The 22,333-nt window shown below is 40.3% G+C and carries 22 protein-coding genes; 10 read left to right on the forward strand and 12 right to left on the reverse strand.

What is annotated here, in order from left to right; genetic code table 11:
- Nucleotides 1–321: 321 nt before the first annotated feature.
- Nucleotides 322–1,701, reverse strand: a complete 1,380-nt coding sequence (gene mnmE, locus ABDW32_RS02635; protein ID WP_343559070.1) for a tRNA uridine-5-carboxymethylaminomethyl(34) synthesis GTPase MnmE — start codon at nucleotides 1,699–1,701, stop codon at nucleotides 322–324.
- A gap of 166 nt (nucleotides 1,702–1,867) precedes the next feature.
- Here mnmE and ABDW32_RS02640 point away from each other — a divergent pair, with 166 nt between their 5' ends.
- Nucleotides 1,868–2,353 (forward strand): hypothetical protein, encoded by a 486-nt coding sequence (locus ABDW32_RS02640; RefSeq protein ID WP_343559071.1) that lies wholly within the window; start codon nucleotides 1,868–1,870, stop codon nucleotides 2,351–2,353.
- A gap of 72 nt (nucleotides 2,354–2,425) precedes the next feature.
- Here ABDW32_RS02640 and xpt read toward each other — a convergent pair whose 3' ends face one another.
- From xpt to ABDW32_RS02655, 3 genes are all read right to left on the reverse strand, one after another.
- Complete coding sequence (gene xpt, locus ABDW32_RS02645; RefSeq protein ID WP_343559073.1) at nucleotides 2,426–3,001, reverse strand: xanthine phosphoribosyltransferase; 576 nt, start codon at nucleotides 2,999–3,001, stop codon at nucleotides 2,426–2,428.
- A gap of 52 nt (nucleotides 3,002–3,053) precedes the next feature.
- On the reverse strand, nucleotides 3,054–4,832 hold the full coding sequence (locus ABDW32_RS02650; protein ID WP_343559075.1) for a long-chain fatty acid--CoA ligase: 1,779 nt from the start codon (nucleotides 4,830–4,832) through the stop codon (nucleotides 3,054–3,056).
- Between the two features lie 291 nt (nucleotides 4,833–5,123).
- Nucleotides 5,124–6,320, reverse strand: a complete 1,197-nt coding sequence (locus ABDW32_RS02655) for a proline dehydrogenase family protein (RefSeq protein ID WP_343559076.1) — start codon at nucleotides 6,318–6,320, stop codon at nucleotides 5,124–5,126.
- Between the two features lie 95 nt (nucleotides 6,321–6,415).
- Here ABDW32_RS02655 and ABDW32_RS02660 point away from each other — a divergent pair, with 95 nt between their 5' ends.
- From ABDW32_RS02660 to ABDW32_RS02670, 3 genes are all read left to right on the forward strand, one after another.
- Complete coding sequence (locus ABDW32_RS02660; protein WP_343559077.1) at nucleotides 6,416–6,622, forward strand: RNA-binding S4 domain-containing protein; 207 nt, start codon at nucleotides 6,416–6,418, stop codon at nucleotides 6,620–6,622.
- Nucleotides 6,623–6,672: 50 nt separating this feature from the next.
- The gene (gene aroB / locus ABDW32_RS02665; protein WP_343559078.1) at nucleotides 6,673–7,740 is read left to right on the forward strand and encodes a 3-dehydroquinate synthase; all 1,068 of its coding nucleotides are present in this window, start codon (nucleotides 6,673–6,675) and stop codon (nucleotides 7,738–7,740) included.
- 137 nt (nucleotides 7,741–7,877) lie between these two features.
- A complete protein-coding gene (locus ABDW32_RS02670; protein ID WP_343559080.1) occupies nucleotides 7,878–8,591 on the forward strand; it encodes a ThuA domain-containing protein in 714 nt (237 codons plus the stop codon).
- Nucleotides 8,592–8,758: 167 nt separating this feature from the next.
- Here ABDW32_RS02670 and ABDW32_RS02675 read toward each other — a convergent pair whose 3' ends face one another.
- Both ABDW32_RS02675 and ABDW32_RS02680 read right to left on the reverse strand, forming a co-directional pair.
- Nucleotides 8,759–10,645: a TonB-dependent receptor gene (locus ABDW32_RS02675; RefSeq protein ID WP_343559081.1), complete on the reverse strand. Its 1,887-nt coding sequence runs from the start codon at nucleotides 10,643–10,645 to the stop codon at nucleotides 8,759–8,761.
- Between the two features lie 213 nt (nucleotides 10,646–10,858).
- Nucleotides 10,859–11,812: a zinc dependent phospholipase C family protein gene (locus ABDW32_RS02680; RefSeq protein ID WP_343559082.1), complete on the reverse strand. Its 954-nt coding sequence runs from the start codon at nucleotides 11,810–11,812 to the stop codon at nucleotides 10,859–10,861.
- A 174-nt stretch (nucleotides 11,813–11,986) separates the two neighbouring features.
- Between ABDW32_RS02680 and ABDW32_RS02685 the strand changes: the two genes are divergently transcribed.
- The 3 genes from ABDW32_RS02685 to ABDW32_RS02695 are packed head-to-tail and all read left to right on the forward strand — an operon-like array spanning nucleotide 11,987 to nucleotide 14,604.
- The gene (locus ABDW32_RS02685; RefSeq protein WP_343559084.1) at nucleotides 11,987–12,973 is read left to right on the forward strand and encodes a glycosyltransferase family protein; all 987 of its coding nucleotides are present in this window, start codon (nucleotides 11,987–11,989) and stop codon (nucleotides 12,971–12,973) included.
- A 7-nt stretch (nucleotides 12,974–12,980) separates the two neighbouring features.
- The gene (locus tag ABDW32_RS02690) at nucleotides 12,981–13,712 is read left to right on the forward strand and encodes an FKBP-type peptidyl-prolyl cis-trans isomerase (RefSeq protein WP_343559085.1); all 732 of its coding nucleotides are present in this window, start codon (nucleotides 12,981–12,983) and stop codon (nucleotides 13,710–13,712) included.
- Nucleotides 13,699–14,604: an aldo/keto reductase gene (locus tag ABDW32_RS02695; RefSeq protein WP_343559086.1), complete on the forward strand. Its 906-nt coding sequence runs from the start codon at nucleotides 13,699–13,701 to the stop codon at nucleotides 14,602–14,604. Before ABDW32_RS02690 ends, ABDW32_RS02695 begins: the two co-directional genes overlap by 14 nt.
- A gap of 4 nt (nucleotides 14,605–14,608) precedes the next feature.
- Here ABDW32_RS02695 and kdsB read toward each other — a convergent pair whose 3' ends face one another.
- The 4 genes from kdsB to mazG form a co-directional block, all read right to left on the reverse strand.
- Nucleotides 14,609–15,352 carry a 3-deoxy-manno-octulosonate cytidylyltransferase gene (kdsB, locus tag ABDW32_RS02700; RefSeq protein ID WP_343559087.1) on the reverse strand — a complete coding sequence of 248 codons (744 nt, stop codon included), beginning with the start codon at nucleotides 15,350–15,352 and terminating at the stop codon, nucleotides 14,609–14,611.
- 79 nt (nucleotides 15,353–15,431) lie between these two features.
- Nucleotides 15,432–16,049 (reverse strand): deoxynucleoside kinase, encoded by a 618-nt coding sequence (locus ABDW32_RS02705; protein ID WP_343559089.1) that lies wholly within the window; start codon nucleotides 16,047–16,049, stop codon nucleotides 15,432–15,434.
- Nucleotides 16,050–16,064: 15 nt separating this feature from the next.
- Nucleotides 16,065–17,063, reverse strand: a complete 999-nt coding sequence (gene trpS / locus ABDW32_RS02710; protein WP_343559090.1) for a tryptophan--tRNA ligase — start codon at nucleotides 17,061–17,063, stop codon at nucleotides 16,065–16,067.
- A gap of 77 nt (nucleotides 17,064–17,140) precedes the next feature.
- A complete protein-coding gene (mazG, locus tag ABDW32_RS02715) occupies nucleotides 17,141–17,953 on the reverse strand; it encodes a nucleoside triphosphate pyrophosphohydrolase (RefSeq protein WP_343559091.1) in 813 nt (270 codons plus the stop codon).
- A gap of 137 nt (nucleotides 17,954–18,090) precedes the next feature.
- Here mazG and ABDW32_RS02720 point away from each other — a divergent pair, with 137 nt between their 5' ends.
- The 3 genes from ABDW32_RS02720 (at nucleotide 18,091) to ABDW32_RS02730 (ending at nucleotide 19,763) form a co-directional block, all read left to right on the forward strand.
- Nucleotides 18,091–18,390: a hypothetical protein gene (locus ABDW32_RS02720; RefSeq protein WP_077432964.1), complete on the forward strand. Its 300-nt coding sequence runs from the start codon at nucleotides 18,091–18,093 to the stop codon at nucleotides 18,388–18,390.
- Between the two features lie 43 nt (nucleotides 18,391–18,433).
- The gene (locus tag ABDW32_RS02725; protein WP_343559094.1) at nucleotides 18,434–18,958 is read left to right on the forward strand and encodes a hypothetical protein; all 525 of its coding nucleotides are present in this window, start codon (nucleotides 18,434–18,436) and stop codon (nucleotides 18,956–18,958) included.
- 115 nt (nucleotides 18,959–19,073) lie between these two features.
- Entirely contained in the window at nucleotides 19,074–19,763 is a 690-nt protein-coding gene (locus ABDW32_RS02730) for a hypothetical protein (protein ID WP_343559095.1), read from the forward strand.
- 156 nt (nucleotides 19,764–19,919) lie between these two features.
- On the opposite strand, the gene ABDW32_RS02735 is transcribed toward ABDW32_RS02730, so the two are convergent.
- Nucleotides 19,920–21,479, reverse strand: coding sequence for a sulfatase (locus ABDW32_RS02735; protein ID WP_343559096.1), 1,560 nt, complete (start codon nucleotides 21,477–21,479; stop codon nucleotides 19,920–19,922).
- A gap of 268 nt (nucleotides 21,480–21,747) precedes the next feature.
- Nucleotides 21,748–22,329: a YdeI/OmpD-associated family protein gene (locus ABDW32_RS02740; RefSeq protein WP_343559097.1), complete on the reverse strand. Its 582-nt coding sequence runs from the start codon at nucleotides 22,327–22,329 to the stop codon at nucleotides 21,748–21,750.
- Between the last annotated feature and the right edge of the window lie 4 nt (nucleotides 22,330–22,333).

Genomic DNA, 22,333 nt, shown 5'->3' on the forward strand with positions numbered 1-22,333 from the left:
ATTTTTTGCCTTATTTCATATTTGAAGCCGATACCTTATTCCAACAGCTGCGGTGAGGATAATCTATACCGATACCGCATGGGAATCTATCAGATACACACAAATATTATTAAAGAAAAGGAACTTAAGAAACTTGGCGGGTTATTGTGCTTTGCTGGAATACAGCATATTAGGTGTCCTTATGAGATAGCGTTACAGCGTGACAAAATGCTTGCACAAGCTATTGATAGCACAAATAGTCAAAGCAGTCACGAATGTTTCCTTTTTGTATATAAAAGGAAACATTCTACACCTTGTCTGGGCTGCAAAAAATTATGATATTTACTTACCAATGCAGAATTTGGAGAAGATATTGTCCAATAAATCATCTGTGGACACTGTTCCAGTGATCTCACCAAGATGATATAAGGCCTGACGGATATCCATTGCCAAGAAATCCGAAGTAACGGGATTGTCAATACCAAATAATACACGCTCCAGTGAATCGGATGTCTTCTGTAATGCCTCAACATGTCGGATATTGGTGACCATAACATCATCTGTGTTCAGGTTGCCAAGCTGTACTCTGTTGATCAGTTCCTCTTTTAATTCTTCGACTCCTATCTGCTCTTTTGCTGAGATATAAAGCGGATTAAGTGCTGCATATGCTGCCTTTTGTTCATCAGATAATAAGTCACTTTTATTGATAATAGTCAAAAATGGAATTTGCAGGTTCTGAATTTCGGACAACTGCGACTGGACGTCATCTATTTTATCCTGCATTGGATCAAAAAGATAAATAATCAACCTCGCCTGTTTCATTTTTTCGCGTGTACGTTCAACGCCTTTGGCCTCAATAATATCTGCGGTCTCCCGAATTCCTGCGGTATCGATAAACCTGAAGGTTACCCCATGTATATTAATTTCATCTTCAATGGTATCACGCGTTGTTCCGGCGATATCTGAGACAATGGCACGTTCCTCGTTCAGGAAAGCATTCAACAAAGTTGATTTACCGACATTTGGTTTTCCGGCAATAACCACAGGAACACCATTTTTTAATACATTTCCCTGTTCAAAGGATTGAATTAGTTTTTGTACGATTACTTTTATTTTATTGATTAGATTTTTGAGCTGGTCTCTATTCGCAAATTCTACATCTTCCTCCGAGAAATCCAGTTCAAGTTCAATTAGTGAGGCAAAGTGGATCAAGTCCTCACGGAGGGATTTAAGTTGATTGGAAAATCCGCCGCGCATCTGCTGCATCGCGATTTGATGGGAGGCAGCCGAATTGGAAGCGATTAAGTCTGCTACTGCTTCGGCCTGTGAAAGATCCATTCCACCATTGAGGAACGCACGAAGTGTAAATTCACCAGGGCGCGCAGCCCGAGCTCCTTGTTTGATAAGCAAGTTGATGACACGCTCAATAATATATTTGGAATTGTGTGTGGAAATTTCTACGGAATTTTCTTTCGTGTACGAATTGGGCGCGACAAAAAGGGAGACAAGCACTTCATCGATAATCTCCTCGCCATCGCGAATGGTTCCAAAATGGATGGTATGTGAGGCCTGCTGGAGTAGGTCCTTTCCTTTGAAAATGTCATTGGTGATTGTAATGGCCTGTTGACCTGACACACGAATAACAGCAATTGCACCATTCGTACCAGCCGATGTCGCCAATGCGACTATTGTATCTTCAGTAATATAACCTGTATTGGACATGCTGCAAAGATACGTTAAATTGGCTGGAATGAAGTGCCTAATGGCCGAACAAATTAAATTTACGATGATGGATTAAACCTTTGTTCAAACACGGATGTCATACCGATAAGAACGTTTATAAAAATTAGCATAAACGTATTTGATTTATAATTTAAATGATGGGGTTATGAAAAAGATAATATACTTCGCATTGGCAATTGGGGGACTTACCTTACTCTCCCCAAAAGAGTCTTCAGCTCAACATCGCGGACATGATCGCGAATGGAAGCATGATAAAGAGTACTGGAAATACGAGGAAAAAAGGGATCGGGAAGAACGGAAATACTGGGAAAAAAGAGATAAGGAAGATCGGAAATATTATGAAAAGGTAGCCAAGCGTTATCGCAAACAATACAGACATGGCCCGCCAGCCTGGGCGAGAGCGCACCGATACGATAATAGACATCACGTTTATTTCAGAGACTATAAAACATTTTATGACCCTTATCGCAATGGATATGTTTATATGAGAAATGGACGCTGGAGTTTTTCGGCTAGTGTACCTTCTTTCATGCTAAACGTGAACCTGGGAGCAGCTAACATCCGTGTGGTGAAAGATGTGCCGATCAGTAGACATCCCGAAGATTTTTATGATGACTACCGCTGGGATTAAAATATAATTTATCTTGTTGTTTAAGTTTAAAAGCCTCATTCTTTATGGAATTGAGGCTTTTAATTTATGCTGTTAATTTTCTTCGAAACTGACTTTGCCAACTTCCAACGATTTTATCCGTGCTAAAGATTCTATCCTGATATGGGGTAATTCGCGCAGTCTGTTGCCACCTTCCTGAAAGGATTTTTCAATAATAAAACCCATACCCAGTACTGCTGCGCCAGATTGCTGGATGAGGTCCAATATACCGAATGCGGCATTTCCATTCGCCAAAAAATCGTCTATAAAGAGTACCTTGTCATCTGCAGCGAGAAATTCTTTGCTCACACAGATATCATAAGTCCGATTTTTGGTAAAAGAATGCACTTCACTCATATACATGTCGCCCATGGTCTTGGGTTTGGCTTTTTTAACAAAAACAACAGGCAGCTCTAGAAGGTAACCAAGCATGATAGCTGGCGCAATGCCGCTCGCTTCAACCGTAATGATCTTGTTGATGGGTAGATCGGCAAAACGACGTACAAATTCTACAGCAATAGACTTCATTAATACAGGATCCATCTGATGATTGATAAAGCTGTCTACTTTCAGTATGCCTCCAGCGAGACTTTTACCGTCATTAAGGATTCTATCCTTTAATAATTTCATGTGATACTTGTTATAAATAATTTGCGAGATATACTCAAATAGGATGATGCGATTAATCGGTCTCCATCTGATATAAATTATTGAATTCTTCCTGATGGTGTTCGAGAATGACTTTACGTTTCATTTTCAGTGTCGGCGTCAGCTCACCATTTTCAATTGTGAATTCATCTTTTAAAATAATAGGCTTCTTAATCTGTTCCCAATTACCAAAATGTTGATTGGCACGACGTACTTCCTGGTTTACTTTTTTGATAATTGGCGGACTGGTCAAGAAGTCCTCTTTGCTCATATCTGCCAGCTCTGGGGCATCGCTTTTAGCCCAATCCAATAGATGGGAATAATTAGGGACAATAAATGCGGACGCAAATTTCATTCCGTCACCGATGACCATAGCCTGCTCAATAAATTTGGATTCCACAAGTTTCGTCTCGATAGGTTGGGGGATAACATACTTGCCGCCTGAAATCTTGAACATTTCTTTTTTTCGGTCGATGATTTTTAGGAATTTTTCATCTTCCCATTTACCGATGTCGCCGGTATGTAGCCAGCCGTCAATAATCGTTTTGTCGGTCTCCGCTTTATTCTTGTAATAGCCCATCATGACGTTGGGTCCTTTGACCAATATCTCGCCGTCGTCGGCGAGTTTGATTTCCACAAAGCGAACGGGAAGACCAACGGTACCTATGCGTATTCCCTTGATGTAATGGTTGACCGAGATCAAAGGTGAGGCCTCAGTCATGCCATAGCCTTCATATAACGGGATTCCAGCCGCTAAAAAAGCGCGTGTCAGTCTATTATGAAGTGAGGCCGAACCCGAGGCTACGGTCAACAGTTCGCCTCCCAAAGCTTCATACCATTTATTGAGTACAAGCTGTTTGGCAAGTTTGAGCTTCATATTATAGGCGAAACTTCGCTTGGCAGGATTGGGATCATATTCCTCAGCTACGCTTACGGCCCAATCAAATACTTTTCTTTTGACACCGGAAAGTTCATGACCTGTTTTCATGATCTTCTCATACACTTTCTCAAGAATACGGGGAACAACGGTCATGATATGTGGTTTTACCTCTTTTAGGTTATCGCCAATTTTATCAAAAGACTCTGCAATATGTATGGTAAAGCCTAGGTACATGTAGGTATACAGCACCATTCGCTCATAAGCATGACAGGGGGGAAGAAAAGTGAGTCCCCGGTCATAAGCTTTACATGGGGTAATCTCTGCAGCGCCTAATACATTTGAAAAAATATTGTTATGGGAGAGCATAACGCCCTTTGGCTTACCGGTGGTGCCGGAGGTATAAATTAATGTGGCCAGATCTTCCGGCTGGATCTGCTCACGTAATTGGGTTAATGTTTCATCCGGACAGTTGACGCCGAGGTTGTTCAGCTCATCCCAGCTTCTGGTGCCTTCCTGTTCCGAAATACAGAAGATATATTTTAAGCTGTAGATAGATTCTGTCAGATTCATCAGACGGTCATATAGTCCTTTATTACTGACAATACAGACTCTGATTTCAGCATCATTAAAAATATACTGGTAATCGGCGTCAGTAATATTGGGATAGATCGCGACAACAATTGCACCGATCTGTTGAATGGCAAAATCTATCATGTGCCATTCCATACTGCTGCCGGCAATAAGACCTACCTTTTCGTTGGGCTTTACACCGAGCTCTAGTAGCCCTTTGGAAAGACTGTCTACCTTTTCAAGAAAATCAGCCGTTTTGATATAGTTCCACTTGCCATCCAGTTTATGCGCAAACATGTTGAGATCGGGATATTTGCTGACTTGCTGACGGGCAAGATCAAATAATCTAAGTTTTTCTTCCATTTCAAATATATATACTTTTTGTTCCGTGAGAACAGCCTTTTCCTATGAACTTTATTTCAGGGGAAAAGTTTGCAAACATAAATAATTGTTTCAATAATTGGGAATCAATTTGTAATTAGCTCGTTCGCATATCCAGAAGTAGGCATAAGTTTATTTTTTGAAGCTTATATTATCTCAAAGTGAATGGAGGGAGCAGGCATGAGACAAGCGGAACCCAGATCTGAAGAAAAGACGGGGGTGTCGGAATGCGATGTTTGATGGAACGTTGAAATGAAAAAGAAAAGCTAGTCGTTATCGACGACTAGCTTTTCTTCTTTGTTTTTCCTTGATCAACAGCCCTAGTTCACGACCAGTGGCTCCTGCAACGGAGGTATTTTCCTGTGCTCTTCTAAATAGGTAAGGCATTACTGCTTTAACCGGACCATAAGGCATATATTTAGCGACATTGTAGCCATGAGCTGCCAGATTAAAACTTAAATTGTCTGACATTCCCAGCAGTTGTGCAAAATAGATACGATCTGTTGATCTGTCGATACCACGTCTGTCTATTTCCTCTGCCAATAACATGCTACTGTCTTCATTATGCGTACCCGCCATCAGTCCGAAGCTGTCCAGGTGATCCAATATAAATTCAATGGCTTCATTGTAATCTCTATCAGAAGCCGCTTTATTTGGTTGGATCGGATCTGCATATCCCATTTGCGCAGCACGTGCACGTTCGATCTCCATATAGGCTCCACGTACTATTTTCGCCCCCATATGGAATCCTCTGACTTTGGCATATTCAAAATCAGCTTTCAAAGAAGCCAACTTGTCGCTACGGTATAATTGGTAGGTATTATACACAATAGGTTTTTCCATATTGTATTTCTCCATCATCTCACGCGCGATGTCATCGATAGCATCCTGGATCCATGAATGTTCGGCATCGACCAATACCTTTACACCCGCTTCATGACAAGCTTTACAGATGCGGTCGGTACGGTCAAGCATGCGTTGGTATTCTGCCTGCTCTGATTCTGTTAATGTTTCTTTCGCATTAACCTTCTCGAACAATTCAAAACGGCCTAATCCCGTCGGTTTAAAAACTGAAAATGGGATATACTTATTCTTGCTCGCTGCGGAGACTGTACGCAGTACTTCATTGCAACAGGCATCAAAAGCACTTTCGGTCTCTTCGCCTTCAACCGAATAGTCTAATATGGTTCCAACACCATTTTCACCCAATTCATTGATGGCTGTTTCGCAGCCTTCAATGGTTTCTCCCCCACAAAAATGTTTGAAGATCGTACTACGGATTATACCCTGGATCGGTAATCCGATATTCAGCGCAAAGTTGGTCATGGATGGACCTACTTTTGTCAAAAAGTTATTCGCTATTATTTTGAATAACCAATACGCTCTTTCTAAATCCTTATCGCTTTTACTTTTAAAAGCGATCTCTGTATTATCAAAGGACAATGTTCTGGGCTCAGAATTCTCAATCATAATCTTTATTTGCAATAAGGCAAATGTAGCAATTTAGTAAGCATTAAAACGATGATTATTCTTGTATTCCTCGGTTAAAGCACTATTTTTGTGAAATGCAAGAATTTAAAATTGAAGGGGAATATATACAGCTTATCCAGTTACTTAAAGCTTTAAATTGGGTAGACCATGGTGCTATGGCTCAGTGGGTTGTTGCTGAAGGTTATGTGAAGCATAACGGTCAGATTGATTATCGGAAAAGACTGAAATTGAAGCCTGGAGATGTTGTGGAATTTGATGGGATGGAAGTAAAATTGGTGTAATATTAAACAATATTGGTAAATAGAAAACTTAAACCTTAAAGAATCGTAGAATGGAAGTCATAGAAAGTTTGGGCTATCAGGTATATTTTGATGATACGTTGGCCTCTTTGGAGACGTTTTTAGCTGAACGTAATTATTCAAAAATCATTGTTTTGGTAGACAGCAATACTTTAGACAATTGTTTGCCTTTGTTTCAACAGGCCCTACCTAATTTATCCAACTATGATGTCATAGAAGTAGATCCGGGTGAAGAGAATAAAAATATAGATTTCTGTATAGGTGTCTGGCAGAATATGCTTGATTTTGGTGCTGACCGACATTCGCTGCTGATTAATCTCGGCGGAGGTGTTGTCACTGATATGGGCGGTTTCGCGGCATCTACTTTTAAACGTGGCATGGACTTTATCCAGATTCCGACAACCTTGCTTTCGCAAGTAGATGCTTCTGTCGGCGGAAAGACCGGAATCGATATGGGAAGTGTGAAAAATATAATCGGAACATTTGCTCAACCTCAGGCTGTGTTTATCTCAAGCCAGTTTCTAAAAACATTGGATCAGAGACAATTGGTGTCCGGATTTGCAGAAGTTATCAAACACGGGCTGATCTTTGACCGGGCATATTATGAGCGTGTGAAAATACTGAATATAACGCAGGTCGATAATACGCTGGTTAAACATTCCGTTTCTATAAAGAATAAAGTGGTCCTGGATGATCCCAAAGAAAAAGGACTTCGCAAGATTCTGAATTTTGGACATACAATCGGTCATGCCATTGAGGGCTATTCGTTGTTGAATGATCGCAATCCCTTATTACACGGCGAAGCTATTGCCATTGGGATGATTTGTGAAGGTTATCTTTCTTATAAATTGAATGGCCTTTCACTGGATGAATTGAATGATCTAATTGCCACGTTCAGAAGATACTTTGCGGATTATGCCTTTAGTTCAGCTATAGATACAACTTTGCTGGATCTGATGCGTAACGATAAGAAAAACTTATCCAATCAGATCGGCTTTGCGCTCCTTGATAAAATAGGTAGCTGTCAGTATGATATTTTTGTTTCTGAGGACGATATTATCGAAAGCCTTGATTTCTACCGTGAACTAATCAGCGGCTAGAAGATTGGGAAAGCTGTGTACAGGGAGAGTGCACAGCTTTTTTGATGATGCTCTACGTTTTTAATACATAAAAAAGTGCTGTGAATTAAACTTGTGGGGATAACCTAAACTAAATTCTAATTATAACCATTTATATCATGAGAAAACTCTTCATTTTTCTATTTTTTCTTTTTACGGTAACATTGACCGCCAATGCCCAAAAACAGGTGCTGATTTTTAGTAAAACAAAGGGCTTTAGGCACGGTAGTATCGAAAAGGGGGCTCAGGTTCTTAAACAACTGTTAGATAAGGAAAAGATCAGTTCAGACCATTCGGAAGATGCGGCCCTATTTACGGACCAAGGTTTGAAAAAGTACGATGCGATTATCTTTTTAAGCACCACCGGAGATATTTTAGATAGCAACCAGCAAGATGCATTTATGCGTTATATTCAGTCGGGCAAAGGTTTTGTAGGGATTCATGCAGCCACGGATACCGAATTTGACTGGCCTTGGTACAACGGTTTGGTGGGGGCATATTTTACATCTCATCCAGCTGTACAGCAAGCGAAGATAGATGTTCTCGATCGGAAACATGCGGCTACCAAACATCTTGAGCCTACATGGCTGCATAAGGATGAATGGTATAACTTTAAAGACGTCAAAGATGGTCTACATGTATTGATGAATTTGGATGAGAAAAGTTATAACGGGGGAAAAATGGGGGATCATCACCCCATCTCATGGAGTCAAAATTATGATGGTGGAAAGGTGTTTTATACTGGATTGGGGCACACAGAAGAGTCATACGATGAGCCGGCGTTTCAAAAACATCTGATTGGAGGTATTTTATCTGTACTTCCGAAAAAATAGCGCAAGCAGTCCAAATTACTTGTCGAGATATTAAACTTGTTTGTTTTAGATGTCACGTGGATAATATATCCAATACCCCATCATTGATTATCAATGATGGGGTATTTTTATGCAGAGGAGACAGTTGTTCGCCTTAGGGAAGAGGGGGATCTTTGCCGCCTTAACTTCTAGTAAGTGAATTTATATTTTGCACCTAGGCTTAACCATCTTCCGGGCATAGGAACGGCTGCAGCTTCGATATAGCTCTTATCAAAAATGTTCTGCATATCGGCGAAAATATTGAGCTCATTAAGCTGATACGAAGCTCTTACATCTGCGATAAAATAATTCTTGTAACTGATGCGTTCGTTGAAGCGGTTGGCTGTTGTCAGCATCCAGTTTTTATGGCTCACCGTAAAATTGAGAATAACCTGATGCCTTAAATTTTCAATGGCATATTTGGATCGGATTCCATCTTCAACCCTGATTTTCGGATTTAGATAGTTATAACTTAATGTGGTGTAATAGCGTGTGCTGGCCATTGGGTCGCTGAGCTGATAACGAAAAGATCCATTAACGCCATCAACTGTATTTTTTCCAATATTTGAAGGTTTCCAGGGTATAACAGTTCCTTCGGCCGCTGGAGCGTCTGTCTTTTGCCAATCTATAAAATCATTTATATTTCGGTGGAAATAGCTTGCCTGGGCAACGATTCGGTCGGAAAGGTATTTGATTCCACCTTCAATCTGATAAGCATTCTCTGAAGTCAATTCTGGATTCCCGATATTGGCTGTTTGTTTGGTATAAAGGTCAGTAAAGGATGGGATACGTTGGGCGGATCCGGCACTCAAAACAAATTTTAGCTGTTCTGTCAGATTATAGCCCAAGTCAAGTCCCGGAAATACCTGCCAGCCAAATTTTGAGTTATAATTTACATAGGCTCCCGCATTGATCATTAGTCTGGCAATTGCTTCGGTCTTGAACTCGAAATAACCGCCGTAGTTTTCACGATTGTGGGATCCAATGGCAGTACTGTTGATCCGCTCGAACCGGCTTTCCAATCCGAGGCCAAAAGTTCCATAGTGCTGCTCTAAAGCGGCGTTTACTTCGGCCCCAAAAACATTGCTATAATGTTTTGACCGTCCTTTACTGCTCTGTCTTCCCAAATACCAATATTCATCTTCATTATATCGGTTGCTGAGTCGGGGGCTGATGGAAAAGTCCTTGCTCAACTGATGTTTCGACTGCAGGGACGAGAATGCTGTTTTAACCTGTTCATAGGCCTCTTTGTCCGTTGGGGCAGCATAATATCCGTTGGCACCAAATTGATTGTTAATATAGCCGAAGTTTGCTTTTATTTGATTGGACGCATTGGGTTGATAAGTCGCGTCGTAATACAGTTTGTTGTTATTGGAGGCAGTATTGTAGCGCTGGCCATTGGAATCTTCATGCCCGAAATAGATTCCATGGCTCGCCACTCCAGTGCTGAATTGTGCGCCCAATTGGGCTCCTTTACCATAATATTTGCCAGAATTTGTCTGCTCATTATCTTTAAATGAGGAGCCGCCATAGACCTGGGTACTAATCTGGTTGGATTCGATTTTTTTTGTAACGATATTGATAGCACCAGTTAGTGCATTGATGCCAAAGATACGTGATGCCGGACCTCTGATTATTTCGATGCGTTCAATAGCTTCCACCGGTACGGGGAAATTCATGTTATGGTGCGCGGTCTGTGGATCCATAATTTTAACACCATTTAAAAGGATCGCAGTTTGTTCAAACGAACCGCCATCTATACTGACATCAGCCTGTGAACCAAAGGGGCCTCTTTGACGTACATCTACACCAGGTATATTTGTCAACAGTTCATTGATCGAACGGTTTGGCAAGCGTTGAATATCCTCCTGTGTAAGTATATGTATATTTTTACTTTGCTTAGAAAATGGGATCTGGAGCCTGTTCTGATTGATAACGACTTCATTTAATGCTGTGGTGTCCCTCACTTGTGCATAGGAGGCACTCACAGTCAGCATAATGGCAAGCTTTGTTAGCGCTATTTTTTTGTTTAACATAATTTCATTAATTATCCTATTTACTCACAAACGGACCCGGCTTTAAAGAGACCTGATGCCCCTTACTACCTTTTGTCGATCGCAGTCCTTTTTCATGATTTCGCTGTTATAAAAATCACGCTAAAGTTTTCATAGGTTTTACGTCGCAAAACTAGTTCACTTGATTCAGAAAGTAAATAGTCCGGTATTAATATAGTATGTAGTCCGGCTGATTTACATCCATTCCTCACGCCCAATAGGTTTTTTACCCTGTGTAGCGATACTATCCTGTTTATTTTCAAGGTGGATTTTGGCATTATGGGCAACGTTAGGCTGGCCAGCTTCGAGCCAGGCAGAGTACCAGTAGGAGGCCACTCGAAGAATTGTTTTACGCATTCTCTGTTCTACCATTCCATTCAATGCATGGTGATAGGCTTTTGCATAATTATCGGAATAGGTCCATAGTAATTGGTTATTCCGTTCGATAAATGAGTTTTTTTGAGAGGCTTTAAATTTTTTATTAAGGAATGATTCGATGCTGAGCACAGAATCGACAAGTTGATTGCTTTCGCGGACAATAGTCCATGCTTCAGTTAGGGGATCTTTAATATAAATGGCTTTTCCCACAAGCAGGTTATACTTGCCGGCAAACATTTCGGGTAGTCGGCTCTCCCAGAAAGCGTGAATGCCGATCTGATCTGTCAGTTGTCCGTTATAATTTTTAGTCGTATGTAAGGGGACATGTGCATCAGCTATATAATGGCCCAAATCTGCGGAGTGTTTGATAATTTTATTGTAGTCTTTAGATTGAAACGCTTTCACAAGTTTTAGATAGGTAAAATTGATTTGCCAGGGGATAATTCCGTTTTTAAGTAGTTGGCGTTCCTGAAATTTCTCCTTTGCTTGTGACCAATGTACGGGTATTGAATCGATCTGTCGATCTTCGCGATAATCATCAATATCAATAAAGTGCCGCGGGCCCTCGGTGCTGTCGATAAAACAACGCTTATCAGGGTCAACCGCTTTCTCGGTAATAAGATCAATATTGGCCTTATAAAAATTGGCTAACTTCGCTGGCAACGCAAAAACCGCATAGTGATTGATTTTTTTATGTGCAAAAAATCCCCAGGAATTAAATATAAGTAGCATAACAATGGAAAGTATCCAAAGGAGAGGAGACTTTTTCATAGTAAATTGGTTATTAAATAATTGTTAATATTAAAGATACATAAAAACGAATAAAAAAGCGGTTAAAGCGATGGATTCATTATATTAATTTATCTTTTCTTAACATAGCTAAACAATAAAATAATATTTATAGTCGTTAAAATTCATTAATTTGCCTGCATAAATACAGTCGTTATGAAAATATTGTATGCCGTACAGGGGACTGGCAACGGGCACCTGAGCCGTGCGATGGATATTGTCCCCTGTTTGAAAGCCTTGGGGGAAGTGGATGTCCTGGTCAGCGGAATTCAGGCCGATCTCTCATTGCCTTTTGAAGTGAAATATCGTTTTCATGGTTTAAGCTTTATTTTTGGTAAATCGGGCGGGGTAGATCTGTGGAAAACCTTTATGAGTTCGACTATTCGTAAATTTACCAACGAGATAAAAAGCTTGCCAATTGAAGGTTACGATCTCGTGATTAACGATTTTGAACCTATTTCAGCTTGGGCATGTCATTCTAAAGATCTGGACTGCATCGGTCTGAGTCATCAGATCGGGGCATTGGATCCTGCGAGTCCCAAACCTGAAGAAAGTGATATGTTGGGTAAGTTTATTATGAAGAATTATGCTCCTTCGACGTATTCTTATGGTTTTCATTTTAAAAGATATGCTAAAAATATTTATCCACCAGTTATCCGGAATGCTGTACGCGATCTAACGGTTTCAGACCAAGGACATTATACGGTCTATTTGCCTGCCTACGACGATGCACATCTGTTGAAACATTTAATGAAGTTTCCGGATGTAAAATGGGATGTCTTTAGCAAACATAATTCGAGGCCTTTTGAGATGAAGAACGTAACCATTAAACCCATCAATAATCAGGCTTTTATTGAAAGTATGGCTTCATCCTCCGGAGTTTTATGTGGTGCGGGTTTTGAAACCCCGGCAGAAGCCTTATATTTGAAAAAGAAACTATTGGTCGTCCCAATGAAAAATCAGTATGAGCAACATCTAAATGCCGCATCACTGGAAGAAATGGGGGTTCCGGTGATTTCAAGTTTAAAACAGAAAAATATGCTGGCTATAGAAGCCTGGCTAAACAGTAAATCAAGGGTTGAAGTTGATTACCCTAATATAACGCAGGAAATTATTGATGAAATTGTGCAAAAGCACCGTTAAGTAAAACATGAAATACATCACATTAGCCCTATTGTCTCTGACAAGCGTGGCAGCATTTGCCCAGCAGAAAAAAAAGACCGGTACGGTCAAAAAAAAGATAGTGACAACAAAAACGAGTTCAACCAACCTATTGCCAACCAAAGCGGACTCCGTATCCTATGCATTCGGTATGGATATTGGAAAGTCGTTGAAATCTACCGAAGTAGCTTATTTAAAAGCGGATGTTATTGCAAAAGCAATTACGGCCACACTAAAAAATGAGAAAACCTTATTGGAAGATGGACAAACAAGGGAAGTTATCCAAAAAGCCATCATGGATATACGTGCTGAGAAGGAGGCTGTAAGTCGTGCTCAAGAAGATAAATTCTTTGCTGAAAACGCAAAAGTAGCAGGAATGAAAACGACAGCTGAAGGAATCCAATATATCGTATTAAACCAGGCAGAAGGTGCAAAACCTACAGCCAATGACGAAGTTACCGTACATTACCGCGGGACTTTATTGAACGGCAAGCAATTTGACAGTTCGTACGATCGCAATGAGCCATTGAAACTGTCATTGGGTCAGGTGATTAAAGGATGGCAAATTGGTATCCCATTGATGTCCAAAGGGGCTAAATATAAATTTTTTATACCGAGCCGACTCGCCTATGGTGAAAGAGCTACGGGTGAAATTCCGGCCAATAGTACCTTGGTATTTGAGGTGGAATTGCTTGATTTTAATACGAATGGAACAACGTAAATTAGGCAATACTGACCTGATGGTTTCGGAAATTGGTTTGGGCTGTATGTCATTAAAAAGCAATCAGCCCAAACAATCCAAGGATATTATCCAAAAAGCTTTCGATCAGGGAATCACATTTTTTGATACTGCTGATCTTTATGATAAAGGACAAAATGAGATGGTCGTCGGCGAGAGCGTGCAGGCGTTTAGGAAGCAGATTGTCCTGGCCAGTAAAGTAGGTAACCTCTGGCGGGCTGATGGCTCAGGCTGGGATTGGAAAGCATCAAAAGATTATATCGTTAGGGCTATCGAAGGGTCACTTTCGCGATTGAAAACCGATTATATTGATCTCTATCAATTACACGGCGGAACCATTGAAGATCCAATAGATGAAATCGTTGAGGCATTTGAATTATTAAAGAAACAAGGCAAGATACGGGCTTATGGACTATCGTCTATTCGTCCCAATGTTATTAAAGAATTTTTGGCCAAATCAGCGATCTCATCGGTGATGATGCAGTATAATCTATTGGATAGGCGGATTGAGGAAGAGATGGATGCATTGTTGCTTACGAACAATGTTGGCATCCTAGCCCGGGGGACACTGGCGAAAGGGCTTTTAGTAAATAAACGAGTAGAAGCTTATCTTCAATATAGTTCAGGAGAAGTGGCACATGTACTCCGCAATCTGGACAGCCTAGCAAAACATTCGGGAAAAGACAGAGCGACAGAAGCGCTCTCTTATGTGCTTTCTAATCCTGCTGTCGCAACCGCTGTGGTAGGGATTAGTACTAAATTACAGTTGGATGAATTGCTATTGACAAAACAGCAGCTCAGGCAATTGGATGAGGTAGATAAGAAGAAATTACTGGACGGTGTCCGGTCTTTATATTATACCGAACACCGCTAAGTGTCTATTTATTAAAAAATAGTTTTAATATTTTGTCGAGATCTCCTTTCGTATCTACTGCGACGGTTTCATGTGTGGTCACTGCAGTTTGAATTACATATCCATTTTCTATCCAACGCAGCTGCTCGAGTGCTTCAGCTTCTTCGAGACTAGATACCGGTAACTTTGTCAAGGATCTTAACGTTTCTGCTTGATAGGCATAAATACCAATATGTTTGTAGAAGGTCTGTTTCGTCAGCCATTGTTCCTGATCAATCCCTCTTAAAAAGGGAATTGTCTGTCTACTGAAATAGATGGCTTCACCAAAAGTGTTTCGGACAACTTTGGGAATATGCTGATTGAACAATTCCGCTGCAGTCTCAATTTCTTTCACGAGGGTTGCAATGTTTGTGCGTGGATTTTCAAAACAAGAGGCCAGAAGATCTATCTGTTCAGGATTGATAAAAGGTTCATCCCCTTGAATGTTGATGACGACGTCATACCGATGGTCATGTGCAATAACTTCGGCGCAACGGTCCGTACCGGATTGATGAGTATTGGATGTCATCACTACATTACCACCAAAGGACAGTACTTCTGCAGCTATCCGTTGGTCATCGGTAGCAACAATTACCTCGGTCAATTTTTTTGATTTCTTAACTTGCTCATATACCCGTCGGATCATAGTCTTGCCTTCAATATCGACCAATGGTTTGCCCGGAAATCTGCTTGAAGCATATCGGGCAGGTATAATGCCTAAAAATTTCATGATACTTTGCGGATTTTCTTTATTAAAAAGCCTGTAAAATCAACAATTTACAGGCTTTTATCTAGTTGTGGTCTTTTTATTATTCAAACAACCCAAATAACTCAGCTTCTATCTTTTGTATGATTTCGCCAAGATCCTCTGGATTAGAGGTGAAATCAAGATTGTCTTTATCTAAGATCATGACTTTACCTTCTTTGTAGTTGTTGATCCATTTATCGTATTTATCATTCAATTTAGATAAATAATCCAACCGGATGCCTGATTCATAGTCACGGCCCCTTTTTTGGATATTGTTAACCAAAGTCGGAACAGAAGCTTTTAAGTAGATCAATAAATCGGGTGGTTTAATGTAATGGATAATACTTTGGAATATGTTGCTATAGTTTTCAAAGTCACGGGCGCTCATTAAGCCCATATCATATAAGTTTTCGGCAAATATATAAGCATCTTCGTAAATTGTACGGTCCTGAATCATATCGATTTTCGTTTCCTGAAGTTTTACAATATGCCTGAAACGACTATTTAAGAAGAAGATTTGGAGATTAAAGGCCCAACGTTTCATGTCCGAATAGAAATCCTCAAGATAGGGATTATTGTCTACGGCCTCAAACTGAGGTTCGAATTTGAAATGACTCGCCAATAATTCCGTTAGCGTCGTTTTTCCAGCACCTATATTTCCTACGATAGCTATATGCATATGCTCTTTCCTTGTTTAATAAAATCTCTTGATACCAATAATTTCGCGAACTTCTTTTAATGTCTTACGCGCAGACTCACTTGCTTTTTCGGCGCCTAATTTTGCAACTTTTGCAATATAGGCATCATCGTTTGATATGTCTTCAATACGAAGGCGTACATCATTTGTTGCCAATACCATATCTTCGGCCAATTGCTTTTTGAAGTCGCCATAACGGATTTCACATTTATTGTAAAGCTCGTCAAAGTGCTGTAATGTATCGGGCGTCGAAACCACTTTCATGAGATCAAATAAATTTTGGATCGCTTCGGGTTTAGGTTGATTCATCTCCGTTGGACCAGAGTCAGAGACTGCACGCATTACTTTTTTACGAATGGCATCCGCGCTATCCGAAAGATAGATGCAATCAGCTTCACCATTGGATTTGCCCATTTTACCTTGTCCTGCCAATCCTGGTATCTTCACTAATTTGTCCGAGTAGGAGAAAGCAAAAGCTTCCTTGAAATAATCGACATTGTATAAACGATTAAAACGATTGCCAAAAGTACGTGTCATTTCTAAATGTTGTTCCTGATCTTTTCCAACAGGGACTTTCGTTCCGTGATGGATTAGGATATCACAAGCCATTAACACAGGATAGGTCAGCAAGCCGGCATTGACATTGTCAGGGTTACTGCGCACTTTATCCTTAAAAGCTGTTGCACGCTCTAGTTCGCCTAAGTAAGCGTTCATGTTCATGTACAAGTAAAGCTCAGCAACCTCAGGGACATCAGATTGAACGTAAATAGTTGATTTTTCAGGGTCTATGCCTGCCGCCAAATACTCAACGATGACTTGACGTACAGTGCCCTGAAGACCGTGAGGGGTCGGGTGTGTCGTCAAAGAGTGCAGATCCGCAATAAAAAAAAAGCAATTATATTCATTTTGCATTTTCACAAAATTGCTCAATGCACCATAGTAATTTCCTAAATGTAATTTTCCGGTACTTCTGATACCACTAACAACTGTTTCCATATTCCTGCGAATTTACGGATAAATTTGACAAAGTAGAATTAAATTCCGTGAGTCGGGTGCCTTTTAATGGATTGTTGTTATTTTTTTATTTTTTTTGCTTCGTTCCAGTAGACGTCCATTTCTTCGAGGCTCATATCTTGTAGTTTTTGCTGGTTTTCCGCCGCTTTTTGCTCCAGATAAGTAAATCTGCTGATGAACTTTTTATTGGTACGTTCCAGAGCATTTTCAGGATTGATACCAATGTGCCGTGCATAATTTATGAGCGAGAATAAAAGGTCGCCAAATTCAGCTTCCGCCTTTTCACGGTCAATGGCTTCGGTGGTCTCGATATTGAATTCTGTTTTAAATTCCGCGAGTTCTTCCTCAACTTTTTCCCAAACTTGTCTTTTGTCCTCCCAATCAAAACCAACTCCTCTTACTTTGTCCTGGATGCGGTAGGCTTTGACAAGAGCAGATAATCCTTTTGGAACACCGGCAAGAACCGATTTATTGCCCTCTTTAAGTTTGATGGCTTCCCAGTTGGACTTCACTTGATCTTCGGTGTTTGCATTTGCATCAGCATAAATATGGGGATGGCGGGTAATCAGCTTATCGCAAATAGCATTTAGGACATCCACGATATCAAAATGCCCTTCTTCTTCTGCAATACGGGCATAGAACAATAGATGCATCAGCACGTCGCCAAGCTCCTTTTTTATCTCAGGATAATCCTGTTCCAGAATAGCATCTGTTAACTCATATAGCTCTTCGATCGTTAGATGACGCAAAGATTCCATGGTTTGTTTCTTGTCCCAAGGGCATTCAAGTCTTAGGGTATATAAAACATCGAGTAGACGTTGGAATGCAAGTTGGGGGGTATGCTGGTAAGCCGGAGCTGCTAGATTTGCCATATGATATTGAGTTTTCGTGCTACAAAAATAGAAATATGATTTCGAATAAACTATTTGAAATTGAGGAAAACAAAAGTGAGGAGCTGGCCGTTTTATAATAAAAAGGATTATTTAGATCAACTTAAGAACAATCAGTTATGGAGAGAATGCATGGATACTCGTCAGCTAGCGTGGCACTGGAAAAGTTAAGCGGCTTAGGCTATACGATAGATTACAACATTGAATTTGAGGATTTATTGGCGCATGCAGATGAATTTAAGATTGATTACCTATTTCGCTATGAGGGAGCCTCAGATCCCGATGATGAGTCTACAGTATATGGGATAAGCCGGAATTCGGGAGAAAAAGGGGTTTTCGTAGCAGGTAATTTATCCTTGATTGAGGGAAAGAAGCGGGATATTCTACTTCAGTTGGAACTAAAAGAGCGAGAACATTAGCATTAAAGCTATCCTAAAATATAGCTATTAATATAATTAAGGTATGGAAGCAAATAGTTTTACTGAATCAGAAAGACTTAAAGAACTTCGGATATGGGCTTTGCATCGTGATGGTAAACCTTTGGATGGAGGCTATGCCGACCTAAACGGAGATCGTCTGCTGCAGGTATACCGCAATGAGGCGCTCAACTTAATGAAAGCGGGGTTTTATAATAAAGGCACAGGACTTTTTGAGTCTTACGTCGAACAACATTATCCGCAGGAACTGGAAAAGCTCATTGGTAAACTGGAAAGGAGTTACGATAGCCTTGAGCGATTTAGCCCCGGGCTAGTCGAAGAAGGGTTTTATAATCTCATTTTGGGAGATCTCCCACTGCATATGAAGGGGACGATAGTGGTGTTGCTCCGTGCCAAGGAATCTGAGTTTCCCTCTATTTACAACAATGATCAAGACGCGGATATGCGTAGTTCTCCAAATTGGTTGTTGCAACAGCCTTACAATGATATTTGGGTAGATATGCATCAAACTGCGTTAAACAATATCCACTATCCAGATCGGCTACTCTAATTGGCAAAATTTTTGTTGTTAAGAAATACGATAAGAGGATAATGATTTCAGTATCCTCTTTTTTGTTGCTAAACTTATTGTTGAATTATTAACCATTTTCTAAATTATAATTAATATGATTTTATACATCGGTATTTTTGCTGTGATCGTAGTTGTCTGTGTTTTTTTCTCAATCATGATGATGAAAAAGCAAAAAGAGACGGCCAGAAAGTATGAAGGAGAGGCCGGAATTGCTTTGGCCTCAGGTATTAAGGATGAACTGTTGCGCCAGGAGTTTCGAGAATTAAGCAAACAAATGAATGGAGCGCCAATTGAAGCTTTTACACAATGTGCTTATATCGCTACTGTAGGTGATAAGGTTGCTTCGGCAGCGGCAACCGCGGCGAAAACTGTGGCTTGGGCTGCAGTTGGCGTGAAGGCAAGATATACCGAGCGTGACAACGCCTCCTTTCTTGTCCTTAGCAACAATGAATTGCATTATGTGTTTTTTGATGATGGTGAAGCCAAAGATCATTTGATTTTTGATCATCAGACCTTGTTGAACGCTCGGCCAGCTCAAATCAGTAATTCAGAAAAGGTTACGCGTATGGGGTCCATTATGGGGCTGAAGCCTAAAAAAATGCATCTTGATATAAATGGAAATAGTGTTGATATTATCTATTATGGCACTGTTCAACGGATGCCTGATGGCATTATATCTCCAGGCTCAGGTATGTTTGAAACACAGTCGAAACTTCAATTGATGGGACGCTTTTTTTTGGACAGGTTGTATCAAAAATACCCACAGCTTCGGGATCAAAACTAGTTTGATGAATTGTAGGGATACAGTTTACAAAGTCTATTATATAAAAAAGAGCGGCACCGTATGTTATGATGGTGCCGCTCCTTTTTATCAGCCATCTCGATAGCTAATGGATATATAATCAATGGAAATAGAGTGTCGCTTTAAGTCATTATCTTTTTATTTGTTCGCTAAATTTTCATTGATCAACTGCTGTTGGAAAGAAGGACGGCTTGCATCACTATCTCCAGCTTCCTTTTTGAGTTTAATGAGTTCTTTTTTTAATCGATTTATCTCTTCTATGTATTGCTTATCATGGATCGCATTATGTGTTTCCATGGGATCTTTTTGCAGATCATAAAATTCCCATGCGGGTGTCGTAGTTTTTTTATCACTGCCGGTCATTTCCAGCGGTTGACCATAAAAATAGATGAGTTTATAGCGTTCGTCACGAACACCCAGGTGGGCTGGACGTATAGGGGCATGTTGCCAATAGCGATAATACATTGATTTACGCCAATTGGCTGGCGTGTCGCCCGCTAGGTTTTTGCGAAAACTTTTTCCCTGTATATATGCTGGTTTTTTTATGCCGGCATAGTCCGCAAATAGGGCTGCAAAATCAATATTAAGGACCATATCATCGAGTTTAGTACCTGCTTTAATTTCTTTTGGGTAACGGATGACAAATGGCATACGGAGCGATTCTTCGTACATCAGTCGTTTGTCCATAAAATTATGTTCTCCCAGAAAATAGCCTTGGTCTGACGCAAGGATAATCACGGTGTTTTCGTCAATTTCGGCTGTTTTTAGATAATGCATAATTTTCCCGAGATTATCATCCACGCCTGCGACACAGCGCAAATAATCCTTCATAAGCTTTTGGTAAATCTTCTTGCGGGCATCCAGGGCATTCATGCCTTTAGTGGAGAAAGGAAGGTCGGGGTAGGTGGTCCAGAAGGGACCAGTGGATGCCTTTTCATAACGCTGACCAAGTTCTTCCAGAGGCTGGCCTTCAAAAGATCGTCCGGTGGTCGTTGCACCAGAATCCAGGAAAGTTGCGGGATAGGGGAATTCAATATCCTGATACAAATCCTTGAATCTATCGGCGAATTCAAAAGGCTCGTGTGTCGCTTTATAATGACATAGTAAAAAGAAAGGTTTGTCAGGATTGCGCTGCGATAGCCAATCAAGGCTTAATTGTGTTGTAATATCATCTACATAACCGGTGTAGGGATTGCCGGCCTCTTCATTATCATTCCAGTTATCGTTGGAAAGATAGGTTGGATTATGGTAGACACCATGTCCCGGCAGGACCTTAAAATCATCAAATCCCGAAGGTTTCTTTTTAAGATGCCATTTTCCGAAAACAGCTGTTTGGTAGCCTGCACGTTGTAGGTCTTTGGCGATATTTTCCCTTTCCGGATTCAGGGCATCATCCAGGGTGTAAACCTGGTTTTTGTTGCTGTATTGTCCGGTAAGAATGGCTGCCCGACTAGGTGTGCAGATGGAATTTGTACAGAATGCGTTATTAAGCGTTGCGCCTTGTTTAGCAAGATTTTCGATGTTAGGATTCTTTACAATATCTTTTAAAATTCCGCCATAAACACCCCAGGCTTGCGCAGTGAAGTCATCAGTAAGGATAAAGATAATGTTTGGACGTGTTTTATTATCGATTTTTTGCTGAGCCTGTGTGATAAATGGTAGTAGGCCGCAGATAAACCAAAATAGTTTTTTATTCATGTATATTTCCCTTATGTGTGCTATTAATTGCGTTTAATGCATGATCGTACAGATGCTGGTTTAGGTTTTGTCCAGCCTTGCATAACAAAGCTACCAAATTCCAGCGATATACATATTGTGATCGCCAAAAGTCTGCTTTTTAAAGTGGAATGAATGCAGGGTTGTGACAACTGCATACTGCTAATAGCCCGAAATCGATATCTTAAAAATACGGGAATACATGCTACTAGTCTGTTATCACAATTTTAAACATTATCGTTCGATTCTTTTAATCATCTATACCTTTTCCATCCAAAATATGCTGATAATATTTTTCGATCCTGGCCACACGCGTTTTTGACTGTTTTGCCTGATTGAAATAAAATAAATATCCTTTTTGACGACCCGGAGTAAGGGATCGAAATGCGTCTTGAAATTCTTTATCTTCATTTAACGCCTTTGCGAATTCTTCAGGAATCGGGTAGTCTTCCGTTTTTCGCATAGTAACCTTAGCCCCCGACTTTTCAATCGCGATAGCTTCCTGGATATAATTTACGATTGTTTCCCTTAAATTTGCAATTTGTTCAATGTTCGTAAATCTGAGTTGTCGGCCTGCTTGGACGTTTTCAGTCTGTTGAATCAATAACTGTTTTTTATCCTTCAAGAGGGCGCCTTTATGGAATAATAAGGCGCAGTAATCTTTGAATCCGTGAATTAAAACAATATTTTTTCCTTCATAGGTGTAACATGGATGCATCCATTTGTAATCCTCTATGAGTGATTGGTTTTCTGTGACAATTTCTCGCAATAAATTAAATTCTTCGTTCCATTTTTTTGCATGCTCGAAGAAGTGTGCTGCTTTTAGGTTCATGATA

It is taken from the genome of Sphingobacterium sp. (assembly GCF_039596235.1).
Lineage (GTDB): Bacteria > Bacteroidota > Bacteroidia > Sphingobacteriales > Sphingobacteriaceae > Sphingobacterium.